This window comes from Bradyrhizobium sp. HKCCYLRH2015 (assembly GCF_051168215.1).
GTDB lineage: Bacteria > Pseudomonadota > Alphaproteobacteria > Rhizobiales > Xanthobacteraceae > Bradyrhizobium.
The window spans coordinates 342,582-356,209 of sequence record NZ_JBNPUO010000004.1 but is presented as its reverse complement, the minus strand read 5'-3'; the positions used below and the strand labels follow the sequence as shown (position 1 = coordinate 356,209).

11 protein-coding genes are annotated in these 13,628 nt (G+C 64.8%); 8 read left to right on the top strand and 3 right to left on the bottom strand.

Annotated elements, in window-relative coordinates; genetic code table 11:
- The first annotated feature begins 290 nt into the window (after nt 1-290).
- From ACQR1H_RS12800 to ACQR1H_RS12780, 5 genes are all read left to right on the top strand, one after another.
- The gene (locus tag ACQR1H_RS12800; RefSeq protein ID WP_316215819.1) at nt 291-1,523 is read left to right on the top strand and encodes an ABC transporter substrate-binding protein; all 1,233 of its coding nucleotides are present in this window, start codon (nt 291-293) and stop codon (nt 1,521-1,523) included.
- 76 nt (nt 1,524-1,599) lie between these two features.
- A complete protein-coding gene (locus ACQR1H_RS12795) occupies nt 1,600-2,475 on the top strand; it encodes a branched-chain amino acid ABC transporter permease (RefSeq protein ID WP_316215818.1) in 876 nt (291 codons plus the stop codon).
- A 2-nt stretch (nt 2,476-2,477) separates the two neighbouring features.
- Nucleotides 2,478-3,407, top strand: a complete 930-nt coding sequence (locus tag ACQR1H_RS12790) for a branched-chain amino acid ABC transporter permease (protein ID WP_434872803.1) — start codon at nt 2,478-2,480, stop codon at nt 3,405-3,407.
- Nucleotides 3,408-3,415: 8 nt separating this feature from the next.
- The gene (locus ACQR1H_RS12785) at nt 3,416-4,885 is read left to right on the top strand and encodes an ATP-binding cassette domain-containing protein (protein ID WP_409997866.1); all 1,470 of its coding nucleotides are present in this window, start codon (nt 3,416-3,418) and stop codon (nt 4,883-4,885) included.
- Between the two features lie 34 nt (nt 4,886-4,919).
- Entirely contained in the window at nt 4,920-5,972 is a 1,053-nt protein-coding gene (locus tag ACQR1H_RS12780; protein WP_316236480.1) for a hypothetical protein, read from the top strand.
- A gap of 51 nt (nt 5,973-6,023) precedes the next feature.
- On the opposite strand, the gene ACQR1H_RS12775 is transcribed toward ACQR1H_RS12780, so the two are convergent.
- Nucleotides 6,024-6,869 carry a hypothetical protein gene (locus ACQR1H_RS12775; protein WP_434907622.1) on the bottom strand — a complete coding sequence of 282 codons (846 nt, stop codon included), beginning with the start codon at nt 6,867-6,869 and terminating at the stop codon, nt 6,024-6,026.
- A gap of 464 nt (nt 6,870-7,333) precedes the next feature.
- Here ACQR1H_RS12775 and ACQR1H_RS12770 point away from each other — a divergent pair, with 464 nt between their 5' ends.
- The 3 genes from ACQR1H_RS12770 to ACQR1H_RS12760 all read left to right on the top strand — a co-directional run bounded on the left by ACQR1H_RS12770 (nt 7,334) and on the right by ACQR1H_RS12760 (nt 12,011).
- Nucleotides 7,334-8,362, top strand: coding sequence for a TRAP transporter substrate-binding protein (locus ACQR1H_RS12770; protein WP_316236482.1), 1,029 nt, complete (start codon nt 7,334-7,336; stop codon nt 8,360-8,362).
- Nucleotides 8,363-8,452: 90 nt separating this feature from the next.
- Nucleotides 8,453-10,339 carry a TRAP transporter large permease gene (locus ACQR1H_RS12765; protein WP_434907621.1) on the top strand — a complete coding sequence of 629 codons (1,887 nt, stop codon included), beginning with the start codon at nt 8,453-8,455 and terminating at the stop codon, nt 10,337-10,339.
- Between the two features lie 28 nt (nt 10,340-10,367).
- The gene (locus tag ACQR1H_RS12760) at nt 10,368-12,011 is read left to right on the top strand and encodes an acyl-CoA synthetase (RefSeq protein ID WP_434889342.1); all 1,644 of its coding nucleotides are present in this window, start codon (nt 10,368-10,370) and stop codon (nt 12,009-12,011) included.
- Nucleotides 12,012-12,101: 90 nt separating this feature from the next.
- Here ACQR1H_RS12760 and ACQR1H_RS12755 read toward each other — a convergent pair whose 3' ends face one another.
- A complete protein-coding gene (locus ACQR1H_RS12755) occupies nt 12,102-12,770 on the bottom strand; it encodes a hypothetical protein (protein WP_434907703.1) in 669 nt (222 codons plus the stop codon).
- 155 nt (nt 12,771-12,925) lie between these two features.
- Nucleotides 12,926-13,567: an antibiotic biosynthesis monooxygenase family protein gene (locus ACQR1H_RS12750; RefSeq protein ID WP_434907620.1), complete on the bottom strand. Its 642-nt coding sequence runs from the start codon at nt 13,565-13,567 to the stop codon at nt 12,926-12,928.
- Nucleotides 13,568-13,628 lie beyond the last annotated feature (61 nt).

The following is a 13,628-nucleotide window of genomic DNA, read 5'->3' as shown; positions in this document are numbered from 1 at the left end:
CGCCGCTTCAGACGAGAAGCTTCATGTAGATCGAGGGCACCGGCACCGCCTGGTCGTAAGGACGTGGGCCTTCTGCGACTCGGAATATCCGTTGCTGCAATGCAGCGGATGTGTCTGGGCGGCGCGCAGGAACGAGGCAGTCTTGTGAGATGTTCCATGAGCCATGAGCGCGGCGCGCTATCACAATGCGCTGAGCGCAGAGCACGTTGCCGGATGTTCCCTTGCCCACTGGCATATCGGAGACCAAAGTTGGGCCTGCCCGTCAGAGGCATAAGGATTCGGGAGGTTTCATGATTTCGCTCAAGTCCATCTTGCTTGCGAGCTGCGCAACTGCGCTCGTCTCCTCGGCCGCCATGGCCGCCGATCCCATCAAGATCGGCGTCATCGCCGAAGCCCAGGCCGTCGCAGGCTCGTCGATCGCTCCCGCGGCGCAATTGGCCGCCGAGGAGATCAATGCTAAGGGCGGCGTCGACGGGCGCAAGATCGAGATCGTCGTCTACGACAATCACTCCTCCTCGGCGGAATCGGTGCGTGCCTTCCAGCGCGCCGTCAGCGAGGACAAGGTCAACGCCGTCATTGCGAGCTACATCTCCGAGGTCGTGCTGGCGCTGGAGCCGTGGGCAGGGCGCCTCAAGACGCTGATGATCACGCCAGGCGCCGCATCCGACGTCATCACCCAGAACATCGCCAAGAACTACGACCAGCTCAAATACACCTTCCATGGCTATCTGACCTCGACCTCGTTGGCCGGCCTCGTCTGCGACGCGGCCAAGGATCTGCTGGTCGAACCCTACAAGATGAAGACCGCGGTAATCATGAGCGAGGATGCAGCGTGGACGACGCCGCTCGACGCCGGCTACGAGAAGTGCCTGCCGGAGATCGGGCTGAAGGTCGTCGACCATATCCGCATGTCGCCTGATACCACCGACTTCACACCGATCTTCAACAAGATCGAAGGCCTGAAGCCGGACGTCATGATCACCGGCATCTCGCATGTCGGCACCCAGCCGACCGTGCAGTGGAAGAGCCAGCAGGTGCCGATCCCGATGTTCGGCATCTCCTCGCAGGCGACCAACTCGACCTTCTGGAAGGACACCAACGGCGCCGTCGAGGGCGTCATGTACAATGCCGTATCGGGGCCGGGCGTCGCGGTGACGCCGAAGACACTGCCGTTCGTGGATGCCTATCAGAAGAAGTTCGGAAACTTCCCATCCTATGCCGGCTACACCTCCTACGACGAAGTCTACATGATCGCGGACGCGATCCATCGGGCCGGCGGCACCGATCCCGACAAGATGGTCGAGGCGATGGAAGCGACCGACTATGTCGGCACGATTGGCCGCATCGCCTTCAAGCCGAAGGGCGATCCGAACCCCCATGCGCTGCGGACCGGCAAGGGCTACATCACCGGACTGATGCTGCAGTGGCAGAACGGCAAGCAGGTCAATGTCTGGCCCAAGGAGCTCGCCTCCGGCACCGCAACCTGGCCGTCCTTCATCAAGCTCAAGGCGGCCAGCAACTGACGCATCGCGGGGCCGCTCCTTCAAGGAGCGGCCCATTTTCTTGGTGCCTCAGTCTGACGTTGCGGATCGATTTTCAATGCTTTTCTGGCAGATCTTGATCGATGGCTTTGCCATCAGCGCGCTGTATGCCCTGGGCGCAACCGGCTTCACGCTCATCTTCGGTGTCTCCGGCGTTCTCAACCTTTCTCACGGCGCCATCATGGTCGGCGCCGCGGTCGCCGCCTGGGCCGCCGCCAGCGAGCTCGGCGTCGGGCCCTACACGGGGGCGCTGATCGGCGTCATCGCCGGCTTCATCCTGGCGTTCGCCACCTACTTCATCGCCGTCAGGCCGATCCAGCGATCGAAGATCATCGCCGAATCCGAGAAGGAGATCTTCATCCTGACCGCGACGCTGCTGTGGGGCATTATCATCCAGGAGGCGATCGCGTATCTGTTCACCAACAACGCCAAGACCGTGCTGCCCATCGTCGAGGGCGTGACCACGGTGTTCGGCGTGCGTACGCCGAAGAACGAGTATTTCACCGCCGTGATCTGCTGGGTCGCGATCGGGCTGCTGTGGTTCCTGGTCAACCGCACCAGGCGCGGCAAGGCCGTGATGGCGGCGTCGATGAACCCGCGCGGCGTCACCTTGCTCGGCATCGAGCTGTCGTCGATCTATCTCACCGTCTGGGCGATCTACGGCTTGCTGGCGGGCGTTGCCGGCATCCTGCTCGGCATGTTCCTGGGCGTCAGCTCCTACAGCGTCGGACCGCTGACGGCGAGCGCGTTCTCGATCGTCGTGCTCGGCGGCCTCGGCAGCGTGTCAGGCTCGCTGATCGCGGCCTATGTCGTCGGCTATCTCGAGACCGGAACGGCCTATCTGATCTCGCCGGCCTACCGGACGATCCCGGCGCTGCTGCTGCTCGTCATCGTCATGTATCTGCGCCCGCAAGGGCTGTTCGGACGGAGGTGAGCATGCCTGCATTCGTTACGTCGCGGCTGTTCTGGATCGCGCTCCTGACCGTGATCGTGGCTCTGGTCCTGCCGACCTACGTCTCAGGCTACGTCCTCGGGCTGCTGACGGTCGCGTACTACACGGCGGTGTTCGCGATGTCCTGGGACCTGCTGTTCGGCTTCGCCGGCGAGGTCAATTTCGGACCGACCTTCCTGATCGGCGTCGGCGCCTATACGGCCGGCATTCTCGACGCGCATTTCTCGCCCGGCCTGTCGATCTGGCTGTGCATCGCCGCCGGCGCACTGGCGGCGGTCGTCGGAGGGGTCGTATTGGCGCTGCCGGCACTGCGCGTCAGCGGACCGTATTTCGGCCTCACGACGCTGGTCGCCGTGCTGATGCTGCAGAACTTCATCGTCGTCGCCGCGGGGCTGACCGGCGGCGAGATCGGCCTCGCCGTGCCGGACGTGATCTCGATCGACGCCAGGACCAACTACTGGATCGCGCTCGGTTTCATGCTGGTGTCAGGTGCCATCCTGTTCGGCCTGTCGCGCAGCGCCATCGGCCTGATCCTGCAGGCGAGCGGGCAGGACAAGATCCAGGCCGGCGCGCTCGGCTTCAACGTCACCAAGCACAAGCTCGCCGCCTTCGTCGTCAGCGCATTTTTCTCCGGGCTCGCCGGCGCGCTGATGGTGTTCTACATGGGCACCGCCTCGGTCTCGACCTTCGTCGATGTCGGCGTCGGCGTGCAGATCATCATCGCCGCCGTGCTCGGCGGCCGGCGCACCGTCATCGGCGCCGCGATCGGCGCGATCTTCCTGATCGGCATGGGCGAGCTGCTGCGGCCGCTCGGCGAGCTCGCGACCCTCATCGTCTCGGTGATCGCGCTCGTGGTCATCCTGTTCTTCCCCGACGGCTTCCTCGGCATGATCAGGGGAGGGGCCAAGGCATGACGCAAGCCATGAGCGGCGCTCCGATGCTCGAGGTCAACGGCCTCACCAAACGGTTCGGCGGCCTCGTCGCCGTCAAGAATTTGAGCTTCTCGATCCGGCCCGGTGAGATCCTCGGCCTGATCGGGCCGAACGGCTCGGGCAAGTCGACCGCGATGAAGAGCGTCATGGGCGTCGAGCGGCCGACCGCGGGCTCGGTCAGGCTCGACGGCGTCGAGCTCGCGGGCCTGCCGTCGCACCGCATCGCGCGCATGGGCGTCGGGCTGGTGTTCCAGCATTCGCGACCGCTGGCGCGCCAGACCGTGCTGGAGAACATCAAGGTCGCGCTGCTGCCGGACAAGCTGACGCGGCTGTTCGCCGACAAGGACGTCGATGCGCGCGCACGGGCCATTGCGGAGCGCGTCGGCCTCGGCGGCGTCATCGACCGGCGGCCGCCGACACTGGCGTTTGCCGATCTGCGCCGGCTCGAGCTTGCGAAGGCGGTGGCGCGCAGCCCGAAGCTGGTGCTGGTGGACGAGCCTTTCGCCGGCCTCACGGCGTCCGAGGTCGCCGACTTCTCCGAGCTCATCCGCGAATTCCGCGACGACGGCCACGCCGTGCTGCTGGTCGACCACAACGTCAAGAGCGTGTCGGCGCTGGTCGACCGCGTGCTGGCGATGTATCTCGGCGAGAAGATCGCCGAGGGCAGGGCGACCGAGGTGATGCAGGACGAGACGGTCCGGCGCGTCTATCTCGGCGGCGCGCTGGTGTCGACCGCGCGGCCGGAGGCGAGCTTCAAGGACGTCACGCCGGCGCTGCAGGTCGACAAGGTCGGCGTGCTCTACGGCAAGGCGCAGGCGCTCCAGGACGTGTCGCTGCACGTCCATGAGGGCGAGTTCGTCTCGGTCGTCGGCCTCAACGGCGCCGGCAAGACGACGCTGTTCAACGCCATCTCGGGCCTGGTGCCATATTCGGGCGAGGTGAAGTGGGCAGGGCGCAGCCTTGCCGGCGGCACGGCGGCGCAGATCGCCCGCTCAGGCATCGTGCAATGTCCGGAGACGCGCGAGTTGTTCGGCGACATGAGCGTGCGCGAAAATCTCGAGCTCGGCGGCAATGCGCTGGCCGACACCGAGCGTGCCGAGCGGCTCGAATGGCTGTTCGGGCTGTTTCCGATCCTCAAGTCGCGGCAGCCGCAGCTGGCGCGCACGCTGTCCGGCGGCGAGCAGCAGATGCTGGCGATCGCGCGGGCGCTGATGATGAAGCCGAAGCTCTTGATCCTCGACGAGCCGACGCTCGGGCTCGCGCCGGTCATCCTGGAGACGCTCTCGAAGGCGCTCGACCGACTGCGCGAGACCACCAAGATCACGGTGCTGCTCGGCGAGCAGAACGTCACCTTCGCGCTCCCGCACGCCGACCGCGTCTACGTGCTGGATCATGCCAAGATCGTCTGGGAAGGCCCGCCGGACCGCTTCGAGGCCGAGGCCGCTGCGAACTATCTGTGAGGGTTGAGCGGAGAGCGTGGGGAAGGGGAGCCAATTGAAGGGGAATGGCCACGCACCCGTTTCCGACGTTGCGGCCTGTCGCGCCGTCGAGTTGATCTATCACTCCTACCTGACCGGCCTCATCCTGATGTTGTCGTCGCGGGCGGGTCCGCAGCGCGCTGCGGAGATCGTGTTCCGGACGTTTCGGCGGCAGCAACTGGCTCGCTTCCTTCCGGGGTTGAAGAAGCTCGGTCTCGACGGTCTGCCGCATGCGGTCGCGTGTGCGCAGTACCACTACCTGTCCAATCAGGTCGGCGGCGTGAAGGTCGAATACGTCTACGAAAACGATCGCAAGGCGTGGGTGCGCTATCCGCCGCCGCGCTGGATCTGGTCGGGGACGGCGATCTGCGGCATTCCCTCCGAGGTGTCGCGCGCGATGCTGCGCGGATGGCACGCCAACAATGGCGTCGTCCTCGGCAATCCCAGGCTCGGCTTCGTCTGCACCGGGCAGACCGTCGACGGCCAGCCCGGCCTCGAAGGCTACTACAAGGAATGGGATCACGATCTCGCGCCGGACGAACGTCTTCAGTTCTCGCCGGGCGAGCGTTGCCCGGCTTTCGATCCGGCCCGCGCTCCCAAGCTCGCGGAGAATGCCTGGCCCGAAGAACGGCTCCTCAAGGTGCTCCGCAACTATGCGATGGAGTATATCACCTCGATCGTGCCGGAGACGGTGGCCGTGCTCGGCCCGGAGGAAGGCGGCCATCTGGCCGGCGCCGCGGCGAGGCTGATCGGCATGCATACGTTCGACGAGGTCGCAGCGCTTCTTGGCGGCGTCGAGCCTGGCGCTGCAGGGTTCGCAAAGGCGTTCGCGCGACTGGCCCGCGGCCAAGGCGACGACGCAGAGCTGTCGCCGGATCGCGACTCGATCCTCGTACGCCAGACGTCCTGGCGTCTGATGTCCGAGCGGGACAACCTCCCGCCAGCCGTGTTCGAGGCCTGGAGCGAACTCTGGGTCGGCACGGCGCTCGCGCACGACCGATTCATGAGGATCGACATCGTCGAGCGGCGCGACCGAGGCGACGCACACTGGGCCTGGCGATTTCGCTGATCGCAAAGTCCGCACATGCCTGCGCGTCCGGGAGAACCGTGCCGGAACTTCTTAGAAGCGAGGCGGGCGGGCCTGAGGCGGCCGGGGTGGGAGGCGCACGGCTGCGCCAACCGTCGTGGCCTCGGTCTTCGCCCCCCGGACCGCGCGCACCAACTGGTCCTGGCTTGCCTGCAGCTGTTCGATCGCCCTGGCCTGATCGCGGTTGGCCTGCTCCTGGCTGGACTTGAACTCCTGGAACCCGCTCTGCAGTTCGGCGACATCATGCGCGATCTTCTCGATCAGTGGCATAACGTCCCGGTCGGGAGCGGGCGGCATGTCACGCTCCGACGTTGCCTCCGCCATCGCGGAGGATGGATCGCTGGAGCGCGTTGATGATGCTGACGGTGACGTCTCCGGTGTTGGCGAAACGGATGGTGATACGGATGGTGATGGTGAGGCAGGGGCCGTCTCGGCCACACTCGATCCGTTCGCCGCCGTCTCCAGCGTCACGGCTGGATCCGCCGTCTGAGCGTTCTCGCGCCGGATGGATTGAACCGCCGCTTCGATCCGGTCGGTGACGGAGGTGATGGTCTCGGTATGGTCCCGCGCCAGGGTGATGGCCGCGCCGACGAGCCCGGCCGACGCCATCAGCGTGATCATGGCCCGCAATACGGGCCGGCGCCGGGCCGGAGGAGGCGTTTCCAGGTGCTCGCCGCCTGCAGCGGGTTCGGCAGCCTCGACAGCATCTGCGGCGGCCTGGGCCTCGATGGCGGCGATCCGCTGATCGATACGTGCGCGCACCTCGGCCAGCACCCGCTGATAGATCTCCTCGCAGACAGCGTCGTCAGGCGGCAGCGCGACATCACCCGGATCAACTTCCTTCGACGTCGACTGAACTGGCATGTCTTCGGATCCCATTCACGATACGCCCGTGCCCAATCCTGAAGGATGCGGTTTTGACCTCTGGGCTTTGACCAAACGAAGACTGCGGGGTGACGAGGCGGGGGCGATTTCGCACAGGCGCCGACGTGCGCTGGGCGGGCCGATGTGCGGCTTCCACCGTCAGGCAACCGCCCATAGCCAATTCGCATAAGGTATATTATGGAATATTTATATGCTGAGGGAGTTCAACGGCTTGGCGCCGAATCCTCGAATTTACGGCAGCCGCGGGCCCTTCAGACCCCCGGCCAGCCCAAGCTGATGGGCGCTCGCCATCGCCGAGACTCGCGCTGCGCATGGGGCCTGCTGCGAACGCCGATATTGCTGCTGCGGCCCATCGCTGCAATAAGCGCAGGCGACGTCGCTGATGTCGCTGGATTCGTCCGGCGATGCTTGCGGCGGCGCGATGCAACGAGAAGAAGCTTCTCCAGGGAGAAACGAGAATGAGCCTGTCACGACGCGCGCTGTTGAAGGCCTCCGCGGCGTCAGCCGTACTGGGTGGAATTGGCACCGTCGCAGCGCCGCATGTGGCGCGCGCTGAGAGCGCCGAGTTCACGTACAAATACGCCAACAACCTCCCCGACTCCCATCCGCTCAACGTCCGCGCCAAGGAGATGGCGGCGGCGATCAAGGCCGAGACCAACGGCAAGTTCGACCTGCAGATATTCCCGAACAACCAGCTCGGTTCCGACACGGACATGCTGAGCCAGATCCGCTCCGGCGGCGTCGAGTTCTTCACGCTCTCGGGCCTGATCCTCGCGACCTTGGTGCCAGCCGCGTCGATCAATGGCATCGGCTTCGCGTTCCCGGACTACGACACGGTCTGGAAGGCCATGGACGGCGATCTCGGCGCCTATGTGCGCGGCCAGATCAACAAGGCCGGCCTGGTGGTCATGGACAAGATCTGGGACAACGGCTTCCGCCAGACGACGTCGTCGACCAAGCCGATCAACGGTCCGGATGACCTCAAGGGCTTCAAGATCCGCGTGCCGGTGTCACCGCTGTGGACCTCGATGTTCAAGGCATTCGAGGCGGCGCCCGCCTCGATCAATTTCAGCGAGGTCTATTCGGCGCTGCAGACCAAGGTGGTCGAGGGCCAGGAAAACCCGCTGGCGATCATCTCCACCGCCAAGCTCTACGAGGTGCAGAAGTACTGCTCGCTGACCAATCACATGTGGGACGGCTTCTGGTTCCTGGCGAACCGCCGTGCCTGGGAGGCCGTGCCGGCCGACATGCGCACGATCGTCGCCAAGCACATCAACGCGGCCGCCGTGAAGGAGCGCGAGGACGTCGCCAAGCTCAATGCCGGCCTGCAGGCAGAGCTCGCGTCGAAGGGCCTGACGTTCAATCAGCCGACCGTCGCGCCGTTCCGCGACAAGCTGCGCACCGCCGGCTTCTATGCCGAGTGGAAGGGCAAATACGGCGACGAGGCCTGGGCGCTGCTCGAAAAGGCCGTCGGCAAGCTGTCGTAGCCCCGAGCATGATCCGGAAAAGTGGAGACCGGTTTTCCGAAAAGATCATGCTCAAAACAAGAATGGCGTAGGGCGCGTTCGGGTGACGTCATGGCGCATGCCGAGTTCACGGAAATTGCGATCAGCGAGGTGATCATCGAGACCCCTCGCCGCCGGTCCTGGCTCGACGGCCTGGAGGCCCTGCTCGGCCTCCTCGTCGAGATCCCCGCCGCGCTGCTCGTCGTGGCCGAGATCGTCATCCTGTTCGCGGGCGTCGTGGCGCGCTACGTCCTGCACCAGCCGCTGATCTGGTCGGACGAGCTGGCCTCGATCCTGTTCCTGTGGCTCGCAATGCTCGGCGCCGCGGTGGCGTTCCGCCGCGGCGAGCACATGCGGATGACGGCGATGGTGGCGCGCGCCAGCCCCGGCTTACGCGCCTATCTCGATCTGGTCGCGACGAGCGCGGCGCTGGCGTTCCTGGTCATGATCGCCTGGCCGTCCTGGGAGTACGCCTACGAGGAGAGCTTCATCACCACGCCGGCGCTGCAGATCGAAAACATCTGGCGCGCCGCCGCACTGCCGGTCGGCGTCGGACTGATGGCGCTGTTCGCCCTCATCCGTCTCGCCCGCACGGCCAGCGTCAGGACGATGCTGCTGGCCGTCGTCTCCGTCGTAGCCATCATCGCGCTGTTCTGGGTGGCGCAGCCGCTGCTGAAGCCGCTCGGCAACATCAACCTCGTGATCTTCTTCGTCGGCGTGGTCGGCTTGTGCGTCTTCGCCGGCGTGCCGATCGCGTTCGCTTTCGGGCTCGCGATCTTCGGCTATCTCGCGCTGACGACGCGCACGCCGCTGATGGTGCTGGTCGGGCGCATGGACGAGGGCATGAGCCACCTCATCCTGCTGTCGGTGCCGCTGTTCGTCTTTCTCGGATTGCTGATCGAGATGACCGGCATGGCCCGCGCCATGGTCGCGTTCCTGGCAAGCCTCTTGGGGCACGTCCGCGGCGGGCTGCATTACGTGCTGGTCGGCGCGATGTACCTGGTCTCGGGCATTTCCGGCGCCAAGGCCGCCGATATGGCCGCGGTCGCGCCGGTGCTGTTTCCGGAGATGAAGGCGCGCGGCGCCAAGCCCGGCGATCTCGTCGCCCTGCTCGCCGCCACCGGCGCGCAAACCGAGACCATTCCGCCGAGCCTGGTGCTGATCACCATCGGCTCGGTCACCGGCGTGTCGATCGCGGCGCTGTTCACCGGCGGCCTGCTGCCGGGCGTGGTGCTGGCGATCACGCTGTGCACGCTGGTGTGGTGGCGCTACCGCAACGAGGACATGAGCGGCGTCCGCCGCGCCAGCGGAGCCGAGATCGGCAAGGCCTTCATCGTCTCGCTCCCTGCCCTGGCCCTGCCCTTCGTGATCCGCGCGGCCGTCGTCGAGGGCGTCGCGACGGCGACGGAGGTCTCGACCATCGGCATCGTCTATGGCGTGCTGGCGGGCCTCCTGGTCTATCGCCGCTTCGACTGGCGCCGGCTCATGCCGATGCTGATTGAGACGGCGGCGCTGTCCGGCGCCATCCTGCTGATCATCGGCACCGCCACCGGCATGGCCTGGGGCCTGACGCAGTCCGGCTTCTCACGCGCGCTGGCGGCCGCCATGACCGGGCTGCCGGGCGGCCCGGCGACGTTCATCGCGGTCTCGATCGTCGCCTTCACGATCCTCGGCAGCGTGCTCGAAGGCATTCCGGCAATCGTGCTGTTCGGGCCGCTGCTGTTTCCGATCGCGCGTGCCGTCGGCGTGCACGAGGTGCATTATGCCATGGTGATCATCCTGGCGATGGGCATTGGCCTGTTCGCACCGCCGTTCGGGGTTGGATATTACGCCGCCTGCGCGATCGGTCGGGTCGATCCCGCCGAGGGCATCCGCCCGATCTGGGGCTACCTGCTGGCGCTTCTCATCGGCCTCATCGTGGTTGCGATTTTTCCGTGGATTTCGATCGGGTTCCTGTAAACTCTTCAGATGACGAGGGAGGGTGGTGATGAGCACGAACCAGTACAAGCTCGGCCTGGACAAGACGCCGGCCAACTACGTGCCGCTGACCCCGCTCAGCTTCCTGGCGCGCAGCGCGGCCGTCTATCCCGACCACGTCAGCACGGTCTATGAAGGCCGCAGCTTCACCTGGCGCCAGACCTACGAGCGCTGCCGGCGCTTCGCGTCCTATCTCGCGGGACGCGGCATCGGCGAGGGCGACACCGTGGCTGCGATGCTGCCGAACATCCCGGCGATGAACGAGGCGCATTTCGCCGTGCCGATGGCCGGCGCGGTGCTCAACACCCTCAACATCCGCCTCGATGCATCCTCGATCGCGTTTCAGCTCGATCACGGCCAGGCCAGGATCATCCTGGTCGATCCCGAATTCTCTGCCGTGATCAGCGAGGCGCTGAAGCTGATGAGCGGCGCCAAGCCGTTCGTGATCGACGTCGATGACGCCTCCTATGCCGGCGGCAGCCGCATCGGCGAGATCGAGTACGAAGCCGCGGTCGCATCCGGTGATCCGAGTTTCGAGCCGCGCCGTCCCACTGATGAGTGGGACGCGATCGCGATGAGCTACACCTCGGGCACCACGGGTAATCCCAAGGGCGTCGTGACGCATCATCGCGGCGCCTATCTGAATGCCGTCAGCAACATTCTCGCCGGCGGACTGGGCCAGCATCCGGTCTATCTCTGGACTCTGCCGATGTTCCACTGCAACGGCTGGTGCTTCCCCTGGACCATGGCGGCCGCCGCCGGCGTCAATGTCTGCCTGCGCAAGGTCGAGCCGACCAAGATCTTTGAGCTGATCAAGACCCACGGCGTCACCCACATGTGCGGCGCGCCGATCGTCTACAACGTGCTGATCAACGCGCCGGACGCGCCCAAGGGCAAGCGCGACAAGCCGGTCGTCGGCCTGATCGCCGGCGCCGCGCCGCCGGTTGCCGTGCTCGAAGGCGCCGAGAGCATCGGCATCAAGCTGACGCATGTCTACGGCCTCACCGAGGTCTACGGCCCCGCCTCCGTCTGCGCCGAGCAGCCCGGCTGGGATGACCTGCCGGCGCCGGAGCGCGCGCGGCTGAAGCGTCGGCAGGGCGTGCCTTATCCGTTGCAGGAAGCCGTCACGGTGCTCAATCCCGAGACGATGCAGGAGGTGCCGCGCGATGGCGAGACCATCGGCGAGGTCATGTTCCGCGGCAACATCGTGATGAAGGGCTATCTCAAGAACGAGAAGGCGACGCAGGAAGCCTTCGCCGGCGGCTGGTTCCATACCGGCGACCTCGGCGTGCTCGACGAGCACGGCTACGTCATCATCAAGGACCGCTCCAAGGACATCATCATCTCCGGCGGCGAGAACATCTCCTCGGTCGAGGTCGAGGACATCCTCTACAAGCACCCCGCCGTTTTGTTTGCCGCCGTCGTCGCCAAGCCCGATCCGAAATGGGGCGAGGTGCCCTGCGCCTTCATCGAGCTCAAGGACGGTGCTGAAGCCACCGAAGCCGAGATCATCGCCTATTGCCGCAGCCACATGTCCGGCTTCAAGACGCCGAAGGTCGTCGTGTTCGGCCCGATCCCGAAGACGTCCACCGGCAAGATCCAGAAGTTTTTGCTGCGCAACGAGGTGAATTCGGCGAAGGCGATCTCGGCGTAGTTACCTATGAGTAGGGCGGGTTAGCCGCAGGCGTAACCCGCCGCGGCTATGGCGGATATGCTGCGCTAATCTAGTCCGCCCAGTTCGCTGTCACAGTTTGGTCCCAACCATAATTTGCAGCCCAGGGAGATAGTCCCACTCAACTTGTGCACTAAGAGCGTTACGATACTGCGTACCGGCAATGCTTCCGCCAGACGTGCCAGGAGGCAACGGAGCAGGGTCGGAAGGTCTTGGAGGTTTTGGCCCAGCAAACGGTTTGGGGTCTCTATGGGCCAAGACACCAGTTGCGTTTAGCTCTCGCACGAGTACGTCAGCAGCATTGGCGCTGAGGATGTCTCCTTCTCTGGTAGACACCCACACTCCACTTGGCCGATCGTCTGTGCCCCAAGTCGTCCCTGCGTTTGCTTTCCACCCCGCCAAAGCCAAAACACCTGCGATTTGAGATTCCAATGAGTCAATGTCGAAAGCGTGCCTGAGCGGTTGAGTTGTTCCAATTGTCGCGAATATTGGCTTAAACTGGCTCAGCTTTTCGCGCAGAGTATTTTGCGCTGGCACCGACAATATCCGAGGCGCAATTGCTTGCAATTGTGCTATTCGTTCCTCTCTTGCAGCATCGATTTGATGTTCAAAACGTTTTGCGATGCGGCCGGCTACTAGCTCCACCGCCAGCGCTACGATGACCACGGCGAAAGCAATGTCGGCAATAGTTTCGAGCAACGGAGCCCAGTATGCTGCTGTTGCCAGCCCGCTGTCCTCCATATTGCTCCTCCGCTGGGGCGACCACAATTTCATTAATAAGCTCACTAGTATCGACGCCTATAAAGCGGAGTAGATTGCTCCAAATTTGTTGGATTGCAACTTAAAATCGAACATCTGGCTGTCACCAAAATCGGAGGGCCGCGCCTCACCTGCTGTTAGCTAGCCAATCTCTCGTCCCTGCTCTTCTCCGGATAATATTGCGGCGCCTCGCGGCGGTCGTACATGCCGTAGTCGCGGGTCACTTCGACGATGCGGATGTTGTCGGCGCCTGGCTCAGCGAGCAGGCGCGTGCTCAGCACAACGCCGGTGGCCTCGTCCGGCAATTTGACGAGATGTGCGAAGCGGCCTTCGCGATAGACGCTGGAAAAGCTTGCGACGGGTAGATTATTCCCGCTGCTCAACTGGGCGGCTGATGTCTCCAATACCAGCACATAAGTCGGTGCACGCCGCTTCGGATCGTTGTAGGTGCCGCGCCGCTCCGGCTGCCAAGCCGCCTGCCCCGGCCTGACCTCGTGCACCAGCTCGGCGACGCGCAGGCGATAGTCGGAGAACACCTTGTCGCGGCCGAGCGTCTGGATGTCGTGGTGATGGGCGTGCACGCGCCAGGCGGTCATGGCGCCCTCGTCCTGCCAGATCTGGTAGGACAGGATCAGGTTATCGCGCGATAGGCTCCTGAAGCGGTCGAGGAACAGGCAGCCGCCAAGGGCGTCGAGCTTGGGCCGCAGCGCGGCAGCGAGCTGCAGATACTGGTCGAGATGGCCGGGCTTGACCTCGACCTCGAAGAACAGCGACAGCATGGTAGCGTCTCCATGTATTCGGCCGCAGGCTGCTACAGCTTCGTGGCCCTTGCGGTCGCCC